This is a genomic window from Rhodococcus sp. C-2, assembly GCF_027854095.1.
GTDB classification, from domain to species: Bacteria; Actinomycetota; Actinomycetes; order Mycobacteriales; family Mycobacteriaceae; genus Rhodococcus_F; species Rhodococcus_F qingshengii.
Map to the genome: position 1 here is coordinate 85,482 of NZ_JAQGFI010000009.1, position 13,964 is coordinate 99,445.

The following is a 13,964-nucleotide window of genomic DNA, read 5'->3' on the forward strand; positions in this document are numbered from 1 at the left end:
GCCCTAGTGGGTTGTTCAGTCCTGCTGGGGCCTCCACGGCCAGTATTTGGCGGTGGCACCGCCGTCGACCGTGATGTTGCTGCCGGTGATCATCCGGGAGTCGTCCGATGCAAGGAACACGACCGTCGGTGCGTAGTCGCTCGGCGTCGGCAACCGCTTCATCGGGAATTGAGCCGTGAAGTCCATCGGGTAAGCGCTGGGCTGGCTCGTCATTGCGGCCATCCGAGCCACCAGTTCCGGGTCCTCCGGCTGCGTCGCTGTCGGGGTGAAGCCGTTGACCCGGATCCCGTGCTCGGCGAGCTCCATCGCGGCCGAGCGAGTGAAGTTGATAAGTCCGCTTTTGCCTGTGCTGTAGCCGATGTTGCCGGGCTGTCCCTGCCACGCCGCGGTCGAGAGGACGTTGATGATGCTGCCCGCGACCTGCTGGTCGATCATCGCCTGGCCGACCGCCCGGGTGAACAGGAAGGCACCACCCAAGATGATGTCGATCTGGCGGCGGTACTCATCGAGAGGCATTGTGAAGAGCCCCTTTTGGTTGAACCAGACGGCGTTGTTGACGAGCACGTCGATACGTCCCCAGCGCTCCAGCGTCTGAGCGACGACGTCCGATACGTGATCGGGATCGGTGACGTCACCGGTGACGGCAAGTGCCTCACCACCCGCGTCCTCGATACGTGCGACAGTCGCTGCCGCAACTTCGGCCGACATGTCTGTACAGACGAGTTTGGCCCCCGCTGCTGCGAGCCCTGCTGCCAGCGATCCCCCGATATTGGCACTGGCGCCCGTGACGATCGCGACCTTACCTTCGAGACGGCTCACAGGATGATACTGACCTTGCCGTGTGGACGGAGCGCGTCCATTGTCAGGACGGACTTGCGCTCAACGTACTTGAGGACCTGCTCGGCATCAGGCTCGAGAATGTGACGGTATTGGCCGACGTACGTGTCGATGACCCCGTTGCGGACGCGGTAGACGGCGAAGTTGGCGCGGACGTGAATGCGGCCGGATTCCCCGTGCGTTGCCCGGATGTTGGAGATCATCCGGGTCGTCCGTGAGTGAGGGTATTCCGCGTGAGCAGCTCGGGTCAGCAGCGAGTTGACACGCTGCTCCAGCAGGAACCGATCGTCCTGCACGAGGAACAAGTCGCGGCTCGGGTCGCCGTCGGGACGATCTGTGGAAGGAATGAGGTAGTGGGCATCTGAGGTGAAGAGCTCGAGCCACTCGTGCAGCCGCCACTCGTCGAGCAACTGCGCCTCGTCGAAGAGGTACCGCTCGATCTGTCGAAGCTGCGCGTCCGACACGGACAGTACGGGAACCGGGTCCACCTGGACATTACTCATCGTCAACCTCCTGTTGTCTCACTGATCGCCAGTCTTTCGGGCCGATCGAGTGTGGACCAGAGCACGTTCCATGGTCCGGAACCTCGACGTATCCACTTCAAACCACAGTGAATCAGTTGATTGTGTTTTTAATTCAATTGACCTACTGTCGTGCCGACATCACCTCGACGGAACGGACACCCAGCATGTGGAGCTTTGAGAACGATCCTGAGTTTCAGCCCGAACTCGACTGGATCGACACCTTTGTGCGCGAGCGGGTCCAGCCGCTTGACTACCTACTGGGCAGCCAGTGGAACATCCACGACCCTGAGTTCATCCGCCTCGTCCGGCCGCTACAGGCCGAGGTCAAGGAGCGTGGACTGTGGGCCTGCCACCTGGGCCCCGAACTGGGCGGAAAGGGCTACGGCCAACTCAAACTCGCACTGATGAACGAGAAGTTCGGCATGTCGCGCTTCGGCCCGATCGTTTTCGGCTGCCAGGCGCCGGACTCCGGAAATGCCGAGATCCTCGCGCACTACGGCACCGACGAGCAGAAGGAGACCTTCCTCCACCCGCTGCTGGCGAACGAGATCGTGTCGTGCTTCTCGATGACCGAACCGCAGGGCGGCGCCGACCCCCTGATCTTCACGGCCCATGCCGAGCCCGACGGCGACGAGTGGGTCATCAACGGCGAGAAGTGGTTCGCCTCCGAGGCCGACCACGCGGCGTTCTTCATCCTCATGGTGGTGACGGACCCGGACGCCGAGAACCCGTACCGCCGCATGTCGATGTTCATTGTCCCGCGCGACCTTCCCGGCATCGAGAACATCAAGAACTACGGTGTCTACGGGGAGCCCGACGAATCGCATGCCCACCTGCGCTTCAACAATGTCCGCGTCCCGGCGGAGAACATGCTCGGAGGACCGGGCGACGCATTCGTCGTGGCTCAGGTCCGTCTCGGCGGTGGCCGCATGCACCACGCAATGCGCACCCTCGCCCAGGCCACACGCGCCTTCGAGATGATATGCGAGCGAGTCGTTTCGCGCGAGACCAAGGGCGAGCAACTCTCGCAGAAACAGCTCGTGCAGGAGAAGATCGCCGACAGCTGGGTCGAGTTGCGTCAGTTCCGCCTGCTAATCCTCGAGACCGCGTGGCTGGCCGACCAGGGCAACGATTGGAAGGCAATCCGCAAAAACGTCTCGGCCGTCAAGGCGACGATGCCCAAGCTCCTCCACGACATCTCTTCCCGTGCCCTGCACCTCCACGGATCGCTGGGCCTGACCCATGAGATGCCGTTCGCCGAGTGGGTCATCCACTCGTTCCATGTCGGCCTCGCCGACGGCCCTACGGAGGTCCACAAGGTCGTCGTCGCCAAGGAAGTCCTGCGCGACATCAAGCCGGCCGAGGGCATGTTCCCCAGCTACCACAAGGTCGAGATGACGCGACGCGCCCACGAACTGTACGACGCTTCCTAGTTGTCGTGACACCAGGCGTCAGACCGATGCCCACCATCGTGCCGTCAAACGTCAGCTGCCGCCGAGGCCGGCTTGTCGACATGATCAGTTTCACCGGATCCGATCGCACTGGAAGCGACATCATGGCCCTGGCGGCGCGGTCACTCAAGCCCGTGGTGCACGAACTGGGTGGAAAATCGGCCCTGATCGGGCTTTGTCAACTTAGCTGAACGCAACTGGGGATCAACAGCATTCGGTCATACTGGGGGGCGAATTCTCTTGGAGTGAAACCGGTTCAGGCGGCGTAAGGTGCGCCGGTGACGTCGTTCCAGGTAGCGAATCGGCCGGTCATTTCGAAGCGGTAATCGCTCGCAGTGAGCTTGTGTCGGCCAGGCCGGAGGTGCGGCGAGATCGCACTGACCACCGCCAGGAACCGTTGTGCCGCAACGGGCGAGCGGAAGACCTTCATTGCCCGTTCGCACTGCCTGGTCGGTTGGTGCGAGTTCTCGGCCCGGTTGTTGAGGTACTTCGAGCGCCGGTGTTCGACCGATGGCATAAATTCACGATGCGCCACAACGTAACTGGCGAGCGTGTCGGTCACCAGCACCCTCGGCGCCGGGGCCTGCTTGCGCATCAGCTTGCCGAAGAAGCGTTTCGCTGCCTTCGCGTTGCGTCGTGACTGGACCAGGACGAAAGAGGACGTTCTCTTCCTGATCGACCGCCCGCCACAGGCACTTCCGGATACCGCCGATCTTGATGAACACCTCGTCCAAAAACCATGTGTCGCCAGGTTCGGGAGCGCGTCGGCGCAGGCCACGCGCGTATTCGGGCCCAAACTTCGCGCACCATGTACGGATCGTCTCGTGCGAAACCACGATGCCGCGGGCGAGCATCAACTCCTCAACGTCGCGCAAGCTCAAGGTGAACCGGTAGTACAACCACACGCAGTGCGCGATGATCTCCGCAGGATAGCGGTGCCGTTTGTACAGTGACCGCGTCGCATCCGCCAGTGTCTCGCTTCCAAAGCTCATCCAATGATCGTCCCTGACTGGAGGCCCAGTTAAGTTGACGATGCCGGGTGCTGGAACCAGGTCAATCGTAGATGGGTGTGCATCCAGGCAGTCAGTCGAATCTCGTCCTCGTCGACGAGGACGACGCGATCAGTGCGTCGGGTCCGGTAGTGCTCGGTATCGAGGAGCAACCCGGCGAGGGTGCGGCGGAGGGTGGATGATCCGCTGCGGCGCAGATGATTACTGATAATCCGCCGGCGCAGGTTCGTGGCGAGACCGATGTAGAGCAGCCGTATCCCAGCGTTGGTCGGGTGTGTGGGCCCCGGGAGCTGAGAGAACACCTCCGGCGCCGCCCACCACGCGTAAAGGCCCGGTGCCGCGGGCAGCATGGATAGGTCCTCGAGCGCGCGACTGGAGCTACTGAGCGCGGTGATGGTATCGGCTGCATCGTGCGGCGCCGTGGATGCGGGGTTTGCATAGCGAGCAGTCTGCCTCGCCACGCAGACACTCAGCGCGACAAACAGGAACTGTCGCCGATGAGGGCAGGGTCGTGTGGCGCGAGCTGTCAGCCTCGTCGGCACGGTGCATGCAAAGCGATGAAGGCATCGCGCACCGGGCGGACGCTGTCCGTGAACTGGACCCAAAGCGCGAGAGCGGTGGTGGGTGCGCGTCAGTGCGGTGACCGGGTTGAGAGCTACGGGATCTCGGTGGGCCAGCGCGTGTTGGAAATCGGATCGGTTGGGTGTCTGTCCTGTCCGGGCTCTCGGTTCGAGCGGAGCATGAGGTCGGCGTGCCGCACCCGCAGTCGTCCCTGGTGGCCATTGGCGTATCGGATTTCGCAGACAGAATCGAGGGACATAATGGGTGAAGGACAAAGTCGTTGCTTCCGTGGAGCATTCGTCGTCGCTGATCGAAGTGACGACGATGGTGGGTTGGATGCAACAGTGGCGGCAACGATTGCTTCGCTGGTGTCATGTGGTGCGGAGACACGGGGTGAGTTCTCTGACGTCAGTCCTGATGCGCGGCTCGCTGGCATGTTGGCTGGATTGTTCCGTACGAGCGCACTGGTAGAGCAGTGCGAACGCTTTCGGGTAGACTGCACGGTGTCGACGTTGCACATCCGGTTCGGCGGTGGAGGTGCGCTGCGCGATGCTGGTTATCCCTGGGACGCCGTGGCGGCCAAAGCGGCGCTCTCTGTTGTCGCGGAGTTGGGGGTGACCGGCGAAGTGGAGTACGCCAACTTCGATTCGAGCGAGCCTCTGTTCGTCCGGTGGGTTCTGGACGGAGGCTTGTTGGCCGAGAGTCTGGACGTGTTGTGTACGCCGCCTGAGAGGCAAATACCGCTGGCGACCTACGAGAAAACTCTCGTAGGTCGCCAGCGGTATTTGTGGTCATGACTGTCCGGCCGCGCTGTGGGGGAAGTTGTCTGTGGACCTGTCCGGCTCTTTGCTGCCGCCGACACCAGCGAACCGGCCCTCACAGATCAGGTGTGAGGGCCGGTTCTCTGGTGCGGATTCGGGGCAGGTGCGGCAAGGCGAAGGATCCGCACCTGCCCCGTGTCGGTCAGGCCGCCTGACTGTGCTGGTGGTCGCTGTCGAGGACGCCGGCGATCTCCGCGCCGATCGCAGCTAGTCGGGCTTCGGCTGCGACGAGCGTCTGCTCGTCAGGGAACAGGAGCGAGGTCGCAGCGTTGCGAGCAGCGTCCTCTTCCACTCGTAGCAGTTCGATCGACTGTTGCAACCGAGCGGATTCGGTTCGCTCTGGGGCGGTGAGACGGTGCAACGTCTCTGCTACTACTGGTGCGATGCGGGCTGTGCCCCGCCGGAGCTGAGACCGGGAGACCGGGACGTCCGCCAGTGTCGTGTAGTCATGCCGGATCGTGAATCCGACGATCTGGCCTTCGGACGTTTCCGGCGCCGCGGTGGACGCTGGCGTAAGTGGGAGCAATTCTGCGATGCAGTCCGTGACCTGGGCCAATGCCTGGCGCACTGGCTGCGTAGTCGAAGTTTGCGTACGAACACTCGCCGCCCTGCACGAGGGGAACCTGCAGGTCAGAACCCGAAACCTTGGCAATGGGGGCGGTGGCACAGAACTCGGCACTCAAAACAGCAGTCATCGAAGACAATCCTCACGTTCAAGGACTCATTTTTCGGGTGTTGTTCCCGGAAGCCCGCGCTTGCCGCATCCGTTTTCGGATACAGCCGGGTCGTCACCCGGAGCACCCCACCGCGGAGGAGGGTTGCCGACCAGCAAGCCGGGGCTGAACACTGGTACTCGTGACCTGCAAAGGAGAATGGCAGGAACTTCCAACCTTGTCAACCTGACGCGTAATCCATCTGTCTCGGCTGCATAGAGCCTGAGATCGAGCCGGCCGAACATGCTCGGCACGACGCTTTCCGAGGATGGCCTTCGAACTGCTCCGCAGTAGCAGATCTGCGTTCATCTGCTTGTCGGACGCACGCCCGGCAAGCAGATTGACGCAGTCTTTATTTTAACTTACATTCAATTAACGCCGACGGAGTGATCTCGGTTTTCGGGACGATGGCGATGAATCAGAGAGAACCAGCTTCGTTGGGCACCAAATTCATTGAAAGGTAGTGCGGTGAGCAAGGATTCGACACCAAATCCACTTGCGCAGCAGGTCATCGATCGGCACGCGTCGGGTTTTGACGCGTCGAGGCCGGCAGAGGTCAGCCGTCAACATCAGCGCGGCAAACTGACCGCCCGCGAGCGCATCGCACTATTGGCCGACGAGGATGGCTTCTTCGAATTCGGCGGACTGGCCGGGCCCGGGCCTGCTCAGCCCGGAAGCGACCCCCTGATTGCACCCGGCGACGGCGTCGTCACGGGAGTGGCCTACGTGGATGGTCGGCCAGTAGCGCTGGCGGTCTTCGACTTTACCGTGCTGGGCGGCAGCAACGGCGTCACCGGAATGCAGAAGGTCGCTCGATGCGCCGAACGCGCTCTGCTAGACCGGATCCCGCTGATCTTGCTGAGCGACGGGGGCGGGCACCGCATGCAGGAGGGTCTGGATTCACGCCACGCCGCACCCGGGTCACCTCTACTTCAACAGCTCGTCGATTTGTCGGGACTGGTTCCTGTCGTCTCGGCGATGATGGGCCCGGGTTTCGGTGTCGCAACAAACCTCGCTGCACTCAGCGATTTTGTTGTGATGGTCAGGGATATGTCGACCCTGGGGATGTCCTCCTCGCCGTTTGTCGCTGCTGCCACGGGTGAGAATCTGACCAATGAGCAGATCGGCGGCGCCGATGTTCAGGCATGCAACGGTGTTGCGGATATCGCGGTCGACGACGAGCCAGAAGCCATCGACGCGATTCGGGCGTTCCTCGGGTTCTTGCCGTCGAGTTCAGAGGAATTTCCGCCACGAGTGCCCGGCATTCGGAAACCGGCCGCCGTCGATCTCGACGAGGTCGTGCCGCTCAGCAGTCGCCAATCCTACGATGTCAGGGACGTAATCCGCGGAATAGCCGACGAGGATTCGGTATTCGAACTGCGCGAGGTCGTTGCGGCCAACGTAGTGACCAGCTTCGCGCGCATCGACGGACGTCCAGTAGGAGTCATCGCGAACCAGCCGCTTCATCTGGGTGGGGCGCTCGACAGCCCTGCCTGTGAAAAAGCCGCACATTTTATTGCAGTCTGCGATGCGTTCGGCTTGCCGCTGGTCATCCTGATCGATCTGCCGGGGTTCCTTATCGGTACTGCTGCCGAATCCAGCCAGTTGTCCCGGCGCAGTGGGCGATTGGTCTTCGAGATGGGGCAGGCAACCGTCCCTCGGTTCAGTATCGTTCTGCGCAAAGGGTACGGAGCCGCGTACATCGCGATGGGCGGCGGACGGAGCTACGGAGCCGATCTCGCCCTTGCGTGGCCTACTGCCGAGATCTGCGCAATGCCGGTGGAAGGCGCAGTTGACATCGCCTACCGCCGCGAGTGGGAAGCTGCGGATGATCCTACGGCCCATCGTAAGTCGCTGATTGCCAAGTTCAGTTCCAATATCGGAGCTTTCGAAGCCGCTGACGGATTCGGAATTGACGACGTGGTTGCCCCTTCGGATACCCGTCGACTTCTAGCCGAAGCACTGTCCCGGGTTGCTCCGCGACGAGAATCTCGGGTGCCGGGCAAACGCCGGACAATTTCCCCGATCTAGTCCGTCTCCACTTCGGAAGTACACGTACGACTAGGCCACCATCGCTCACAGCCCGAGCGATGGTGGCCTGATTTCTCCGAAAAATCCTGTCAGCCAAGCATTCTGGATTCAGTATCGCTGCGATTACGCCTTGACTACAGCTGCCAGCTTTCGCTTCTCGGCGAAGGCAAGGGCGTCGGCCCAGGTGGCACCCTTCATCAGCAGGCCTCGGTACTTCATGATCACAGCCTGACCGTTGAGGGTAAGGGCGCCGACCAGACGATCACCCTCGCGATAGAGCGCGACCCAGCGGTCACTGTCGAGTTCACCGTCGACCACCACAATCTCGTCGGCCTGCGGAACCCCTACGAATTGAATCCGGCTGCCGTACCAGTCGGACCAAAAGTAGGGAACGGTGGTGTAAGCCTTCACGGCATCAGGATCGAGCGCGTTGCGGGCAGCGACGGCTCCCTGCTCGGCAGCACTGGTCCAGTGTTCCAGACGCTGTGAACGATCGAAAAGCGTGTTATGCCAACGTGCTACATCGCCGGCCGCATACACTCCCTCCACACCGGTGTAGAGGTTCTCATCGCACACGATTCCGTTGTCGAGAGTCAGGCCAGAATCCTCCAGCCAGCCGGTGGCCGGCACAGCACCGATGCCCACGACCACCAGATCCGCGGGCAGAACGGTGCCGTCCGAAAGGACCACGCGTTCAACGCGTCCGGCGCCCTCCACTGCGCTCACACCCACCCCACACAGGAGTGGTGTGCCGTTGCGCTCGTGCAGGGATGCGATTGCACCACCCAGCCTCTCGCCGACGGCCCGCACCAACGGAGTGGCCAGCGCCTCTACGACCGTGACGTCCACGCCTCGCTTACGCGCTGCGGCAGCCACTTCGGAGCCGATGAATCCGGCACCGATCACTACCGTCCGAGCATTCGCGTCGAGTGCCGCACGCACCGCAATCGCGTCATCGATGGTGCGCAGGGAATGAACGCCCGCAAGCCCCTCGGTACCGGGCAAGAGGCGCGCATCGGCCCCGGTGGCGATGACAAGAGCGTCGTAATGCACCTCGCTTCGCCCCTCACGGTCGTCGACTACGACGACTTTCCGTGCGGTATCGAGGGAGGTCGCGCGTCGTCCCAGTAGCAGTGTCACATCGAGTTCATCCGAGAATGTGCGACTGTCACGGAATTGGGTGGACTCGGGTTCCGATCCTGCTTCGAGATAGGCCTTCGACAGCGGTGGACGGTCGTAGGGCAGGTGCTTCTCTCCACCGATCAGTGTGATCGGTCCGGTGAAGCCGGTCTTCCTGGCTGCTTCGACCGCACGCAGTCCGGCCAGAGACGCGCCGACCACTACCAGATGCCGCTCGCTCATATCCTCGTCCTCTACTTGATGTCGTTTTGTGGGAGTTCCCCTCCTCCGGAGAACCCGCGGCGCTTCCCCTAGCGGATGATCCGCAGCGCCTCAGTGGGGCAGCCCGCTACGGCCTCTTCGATCTCGGCGAGTTCATCGGGCCCGATGTCGTCCTTGAGCAGGAGCAGGTCGCCGGAGTCGTCTACTTCGAAGAAAGCCGGCGCCAAGGACTCACAGATGCCCAGTCCGGTGCACTTCTTCCTGTCAACTTCAACCTTCATGACGGTGTCCTTTCGACGCGATTGCGCAGTTCCTACAGGGATCATTATTTACTTTAATATAGATTAAAGTATCTCTTCCGGCAGGTCCACTTTCCAGTGCGCATCGGTGGGCCATGTTCAGGAGGTAACTGGGGTGGCCGGTGTGCCGATATAATCGATCCGTGCTTAAAAACGATACGGCCGGATCAGCGGCCGAGGACCGGACGAAGAGCGCCCTCACGCGTGAACGCATCCTCGATTCCGCTGCATACGTGCTTAGCCGGAAGGGCTTCGCCGGTACCCGGCTGGTAGATGTAGCCGCTCACGCCGAACTTCAGGCGCCCGCCATCTACTACTACTTCAAATCCCGCGAAGAGCTGATCGAAGAGGTCATGTTCGTCGGCATCTCCAATATCCGCGCCCATGTGAGCGAGGTACTCGAGGCGCTCGACCCCAATACGCGTCCTATCGACCGCATCGCGGCAGCCGTCGAGGCGCATCTGCGCTATGAACTTTCCATCTCGGACTACACCACAGCCGCCATCCGCAACGGTGGACAAATGCCGGAGCACCTTCGTGAGCGGCACGAGAGCGTACGCAACAAATACGGCAACGAGTGGCAGGCGCTGTACCAGGCGGCCAAGGACGCCGGGGAACTACGCGAGGATCTCGACGTTCGGGCTACCCGCATGCTGGTAATGGGGGCGCTGAACTGGGCGGCAGAGTGGTGGAATCCGAAACGAGGCGGCTCACTGACCAGCCTCGTCCGGACCGCGCAGTCCATCGTGCTGCACGGTATTGCGAGTCCTGCCGCACTTGCCGGAACGGTAGCCGACACATCCTCGGCACCCGCCCCCGAGAAGTCGAGCACTAAGCGCGTGGCCGCGAAGTCCAACACTGCGAAGGCAGTCGGTCGCAGGTCCGGCACCAAGACGGCAAGCGCCAAGAAGGTCGCGGCAAAGGGCTGAAGCGGTGGCCACTGAATCTTCCGGTGGCCGCCGCTCTCAGATCCTCACTTCCGCTACGCAGTCGCTTCCACAGCGAATCGCTCCCGGACCGCGTCGACAACAATCTTGGCGGTCTCAGCGCAAGCAGTGGTGCCGCCGTTGGCGTATTCCTTCACCCCGTCGCCGACGTTCCACAAGTTGGCGATCGGAGTGGTGTTTGGCAGATCGAAGCCCGACACCGCGCGCTGCGGCGGCCACCCGTCGCGGGTGGTGACGACGGAGAGGATTCGAGCCTTGTCGAAACCCTTGATCTCCGCCTGCAGCTCGTCGAGGAGAATCTTGGTTTCCGCTTCCTCGTCGAAGTCACCCACCGCAGGTTTCGGGACTGCTGCACCGACGTAGAGGTTCCACCCTTCCGGAGCCATCTCGGGGCACACATCGGTGAAGTTCGCGACATAGCAAAGACGCTTGGTGTTCGCGAAGCTCAGCATGCCGGGTACGTCGATCAGTCTGTCCTGGCTGGCGAAGTTGACCGCGATCATCGAGCAGGGCCGGTCACCACGCTTCACGGTCTCGAGGTAATCCGCCGGCAGATTCTCGCTGCCGACGAGACTCACCGTGGCCGCGGGGCCGGTGTCGCTGACTGCAAACCTGCAGGAAACCTCCACGGACTGACCGTCGCGCTCGATCACAGCTCCGGTCACCTGACCGTCGGCGGTGATGATGCTCTCGACTTCAGCGTTCAGCCAGAGCTGTCCGCCGTCACGTTCGAAGGCGCTTGCCAGCGAACGCCAGATTCCGATGGTGCCCTCGGGAGCGAAACCGAAGGTCTTGAACGCACTCTTGCGAGTGAAGTACGTAAGGAAAACCCGGGCCGGGAGTTCCTCCGAACTCACCGCGAACACCGAACCGCACATGTTGCGGAAGATGCCGCGCACGCCCTCGTTCTTGGTGTACTTGCACACCCACTCGTCAGTGGACAACTCGTCCTCCGGCAGACCGGAATCGTTGCGGGCCGCGCCGATTCCCTTGACCAGCTTGGCACCCTGACGGGTGAGCTTGCCGAGAAGGAAGCCCCAACCGCCGCCACTGACATCCACATCCTTACCACCCAGACGATAGAGAATCGGGGGCTTCGGCGAACGCACGTCGAATTCTGCACCGAGTTCGGCGAAGGTCTCCTCGGTGATGCCGCCGGTCTCGATGACTATGGCACCGTTGTTGACCTTGAAGCCGTCAATGTCGTGTGTGGAGGCGCGGCCACCAACCTGATCCAGACGCTCCACCAGCAGAGTGCGGTAGCCCAGATGTTGTAGCCGGGCCGCAGCGAACAGACCGCCGGCGCCGGCGCCGACTACCAGGGCGTCGAAGTTGTTCTCGGGACTACTCATAGCGATGCTCCTCAGTGAAATTCTCGGTAAGAACGGCGCGGGCCGAGAAGTAGCGGCACGCGAAATCGGTCAGTACGAAGCCGGTAACCCGAGGGTGGTCTGAGCGATGTAGTTGAGCACCATCTCCCGACTGACCGGCGCGGTGCGCAGCATCCTCGTGATGAACCACAACTCCGCCAGGCCGTATTCCTTGCTCATCCCGTTGCCTCCGTGCACCTGGATGGCCTGATCGAGAGCTTTGAGCGACGCATCCGCCGCGACGAACTTCGCCATGTTCGCAGCTTCGGCAGCATCGAGTCCGGCGTCGTGAAGTGCGGCACTGCGCTGCGTGGCGAGACGCGCCATCTGCACGGCGACATGTGCTTCCGCCAACGGATGTGAGACGCCCTGGTGCGATCCGATCGCGACATCCCACACCTTGCGGTCCTTGGCGTATACGGTGGCCTTCGCGATGGCGTATCGGCCGATACCGTTGCTCAGCGAGGACGCCAGGATGCGCTCGGGATTCAGTCCGGCGAACACCTGCCTCAGACCCCGTCCTTGCGCGCCGATCAGCGCTTCCGGGCCGACCTTGACGTCGTCGAAGAAGACGGTGAACTGACGGTCCGGATTGACCAGCGCCGTTTCGAGCGGCTGGAACACCAGACCGGGAGTGTTCTTGGGGACCACGAAGAGAGACAGCGGACTGCGCTTCGAGCCCGGAGCCTGCTCGATGCTCGCATCTCGCGTCACCACGAGAAGAGCCTCGGCTTCCTCGATCGCGGAGATGAAGTACTTGCCGCCGGTAATGCTCCAGCCCTCGCCACTGCGACGGGCCGTGGTGGTCACATTGTGACTGTTGGAGCCCGCCTCCGGTTCGGTGAGCGCGAAAGCCATTCGTCGCTTGCCGGAGGCCAGTCCGGGCAGCCACTCGTCCTTCATTTCCTCGGAGCCGTGCTCGGCGATGATGCAACCGCAGATGGCGGGCGAGATGACGCCGATCAACAGTGGCATCCCGTGTGCGGCAAGTTCTTCGAGCACGATGACGAACTCGGACAGACCGGCCCCGCCGCCGCCGTATTCCTCGGGTAGGTGGACACCGACGAGGCCCGCCTCGCCCAGCTCATTCCAGAGCTCGTCGACGTTGCCACCGGAACGGGAACGCTCCAAATAGTATTCGGGGCCGAACTTCTCGGCGATCTTCGCGACGCTCTCGCGAATCAGGCGATGCTCATCGGTATCTACGACCAATCCGGTCACGGCGGTCACTTCCCTTCGAAGGTGGGGTGTTGTCTGGCAATGAAACTCGTGAAAGCTCGCTGCGCGTCTCGGGACGAACCGATGAGGCCCACCGCGGCCGCCTCGTCTGCCAGTTGCTGCGACAGCGTGGTGGTGGACGACTGCTGGAACAACGCCCGCATGGCGCCGTAGGCGACGGTAGGACCGGTGGCCAGTTTCCGTGCCACGGCAGCGCCCTGTTCTCCAAGTTCGGAAGCCGGCACCACCCGGGTGATCAGACCCCAGTCCTCAGCCTCGTGCGCGTTCAGCACACGGTCCTCGAAATAGAGTTCCGCTGCGCGTCGGGCGCCCACAAGCCGTGGCAGGAACCAAGAATTGCCACCGTCACCGGCGAGTCCGATCTGGCCGAACCCTGTGGCGAACTTCGTTCCCTCGGCAGCGAGCACGATGTCCGAGACGTAGATGAGGCCGAGCGCCCCGCCCGCGACGGCGCCATGCACCGCGGCGACCACTGGTACCTGCAGCCGGGAGAATTGCCGCAGCGCGTCGTGATAGCGCCCGGCCATCCGTCCGAGAACTTCGGGCACCTCCTCCGAGGGGGTTGAGGCAAAGACGGTGATGTCACCGCCCACGGAGAAGACTTTCCCGTTTCCGGTGATCAATACAGCGCGCACGGTGCTGTCATGGGCGATACGCTGCGCGATGTCATAGAGATCGTCCGCGACGTCCTGGTTCATCGCATTCTTGGCATCGGGACGATTGAGAGTGACGGTGGCCAGTCCGTCCACTACAGCCATCTCCACCGCCCGCTGCTCCTGCAAGCTCATACAGCTTCCGCCTTATTGAATCTACTATCGAT

The 13,964-nt window shown here is 62.4% G+C and carries 13 protein-coding genes, 3 pseudogenes and 1 riboswitch; of the genes and pseudogenes, 5 read left to right on the top strand and 11 right to left on the bottom strand.

The genetic code is table 11. The annotated features are described in order from the left end of the window. Nucleotides 1-15 precede the first annotated feature (15 nt). Together PCS43_RS19730 and PCS43_RS19735 are read right to left on the bottom strand one after the other, a co-directional pair. Nucleotides 16-819 (bottom strand): SDR family NAD(P)-dependent oxidoreductase, encoded by an 804-nt coding sequence (locus PCS43_RS19730; RefSeq protein ID WP_058228052.1) that lies wholly within the window; start codon nucleotides 817-819, stop codon nucleotides 16-18. Next, nucleotides 816-1,340, bottom strand: a complete 525-nt coding sequence (locus PCS43_RS19735) for an aromatic-ring-hydroxylating dioxygenase subunit beta (RefSeq protein WP_054801153.1) — start codon at nucleotides 1,338-1,340, stop codon at nucleotides 816-818. The genes PCS43_RS19730 and PCS43_RS19735 overlap by 4 nt, the downstream gene beginning before the upstream one ends. Before the next feature lie 185 nt (nucleotides 1,341-1,525). Between PCS43_RS19735 and PCS43_RS19740 the strand changes: the two genes are divergently transcribed. Then, the gene (locus PCS43_RS19740; protein WP_058228051.1) at nucleotides 1,526-2,794 is read left to right on the top strand and encodes an acyl-CoA dehydrogenase family protein; all 1,269 of its coding nucleotides are present in this window, start codon (nucleotides 1,526-1,528) and stop codon (nucleotides 2,792-2,794) included. A gap of 74 nt (nucleotides 2,795-2,868) precedes the next feature. Next, nucleotides 2,869-2,988 (top strand): annotated as a pseudogene (locus PCS43_RS19745) (aldehyde dehydrogenase family protein); the annotation flags it as partial. Between the two features lie 80 nt (nucleotides 2,989-3,068). Here PCS43_RS19745 and PCS43_RS19750 read toward each other — a convergent pair. Next, nucleotides 3,069-3,804, bottom strand: a pseudogene (locus tag PCS43_RS19750) (IS6 family transposase). A gap of 29 nt (nucleotides 3,805-3,833) precedes the next feature. After that, nucleotides 3,834-4,283, bottom strand: a complete 450-nt coding sequence (locus PCS43_RS19755; RefSeq protein WP_231915179.1) for a GIY-YIG nuclease family protein — start codon at nucleotides 4,281-4,283, stop codon at nucleotides 3,834-3,836. Nucleotides 4,284-4,886: 603 nt separating this feature from the next. Between PCS43_RS19755 and PCS43_RS19760 the strand changes: the two genes are divergently transcribed. Then, nucleotides 4,887-5,180, top strand: a complete 294-nt coding sequence (locus PCS43_RS19760; RefSeq protein WP_156667375.1) for a hypothetical protein — start codon at nucleotides 4,887-4,889, stop codon at nucleotides 5,178-5,180. 166 nt (nucleotides 5,181-5,346) lie between these two features. On the opposite strand, the gene PCS43_RS19765 is transcribed toward PCS43_RS19760, so the two are convergent. Then, the gene (locus PCS43_RS19765) at nucleotides 5,347-5,772 is read right to left on the bottom strand and encodes a hypothetical protein (RefSeq protein ID WP_064074857.1); all 426 of its coding nucleotides are present in this window, start codon (nucleotides 5,770-5,772) and stop codon (nucleotides 5,347-5,349) included. Next, nucleotides 5,681-5,899 (bottom strand): annotated as a pseudogene (locus tag PCS43_RS19770) (aminotransferase class V-fold PLP-dependent enzyme); the annotation flags it as partial. The gene PCS43_RS19765 and the pseudogene PCS43_RS19770, both read right to left, overlap by 92 nt. 51 nt (nucleotides 5,900-5,950) lie before the next feature. Then, a riboswitch (SAM riboswitch) is annotated at nucleotides 5,951-6,065 on the bottom strand. Between the two features lie 320 nt (nucleotides 6,066-6,385). Between PCS43_RS19770 and PCS43_RS19775 the strand changes: the two are divergent. Then, on the top strand, nucleotides 6,386-7,948 hold the full coding sequence (locus PCS43_RS19775) for an acyl-CoA carboxylase subunit beta (RefSeq protein WP_058228048.1): 1,563 nt from the start codon (nucleotides 6,386-6,388) through the stop codon (nucleotides 7,946-7,948). A 123-nt stretch (nucleotides 7,949-8,071) separates the two neighbouring features. Here the strand turns inward: PCS43_RS19775 and PCS43_RS19780 are convergent, their stop codons facing one another. Together PCS43_RS19780 and PCS43_RS19785 are read right to left on the bottom strand one after the other, a co-directional pair. Beyond that, nucleotides 8,072-9,310: an NAD(P)/FAD-dependent oxidoreductase gene (locus PCS43_RS19780; RefSeq protein ID WP_058228047.1), complete on the bottom strand. Its 1,239-nt coding sequence runs from the start codon at nucleotides 9,308-9,310 to the stop codon at nucleotides 8,072-8,074. A 68-nt stretch (nucleotides 9,311-9,378) separates the two neighbouring features. Then, on the bottom strand, nucleotides 9,379-9,570 hold the full coding sequence (locus tag PCS43_RS19785) for a ferredoxin (protein WP_058228098.1): 192 nt from the start codon (nucleotides 9,568-9,570) through the stop codon (nucleotides 9,379-9,381). A gap of 161 nt (nucleotides 9,571-9,731) precedes the next feature. Here PCS43_RS19785 and PCS43_RS19790 point away from each other — a divergent pair, with 161 nt between their 5' ends. Then, complete coding sequence (locus PCS43_RS19790; protein ID WP_074447138.1) at nucleotides 9,732-10,517, top strand: TetR/AcrR family transcriptional regulator; 786 nt, start codon at nucleotides 9,732-9,734, stop codon at nucleotides 10,515-10,517. A gap of 53 nt (nucleotides 10,518-10,570) precedes the next feature. Here the strand turns inward: PCS43_RS19790 and PCS43_RS19795 are convergent, their stop codons facing one another. The 3 genes from PCS43_RS19795 to PCS43_RS19805 all read right to left on the bottom strand — a co-directional run bounded on the left by PCS43_RS19795 (nucleotide 10,571) and on the right by PCS43_RS19805 (nucleotide 13,932). Then, the gene (locus tag PCS43_RS19795) at nucleotides 10,571-11,887 is read right to left on the bottom strand and encodes a phytoene desaturase family protein (protein ID WP_064074856.1); all 1,317 of its coding nucleotides are present in this window, start codon (nucleotides 11,885-11,887) and stop codon (nucleotides 10,571-10,573) included. Nucleotides 11,888-11,956: 69 nt separating this feature from the next. Further along, nucleotides 11,957-13,126: an acyl-CoA dehydrogenase family protein gene (locus PCS43_RS19800; protein ID WP_058228096.1), complete on the bottom strand. Its 1,170-nt coding sequence runs from the start codon at nucleotides 13,124-13,126 to the stop codon at nucleotides 11,957-11,959. A 5-nt stretch (nucleotides 13,127-13,131) separates the two neighbouring features. Then, entirely contained in the window at nucleotides 13,132-13,932 is an 801-nt protein-coding gene (locus PCS43_RS19805) for an enoyl-CoA hydratase-related protein (protein WP_082654928.1), read from the bottom strand. Between the last annotated feature and the right edge of the window lie 32 nt (nucleotides 13,933-13,964).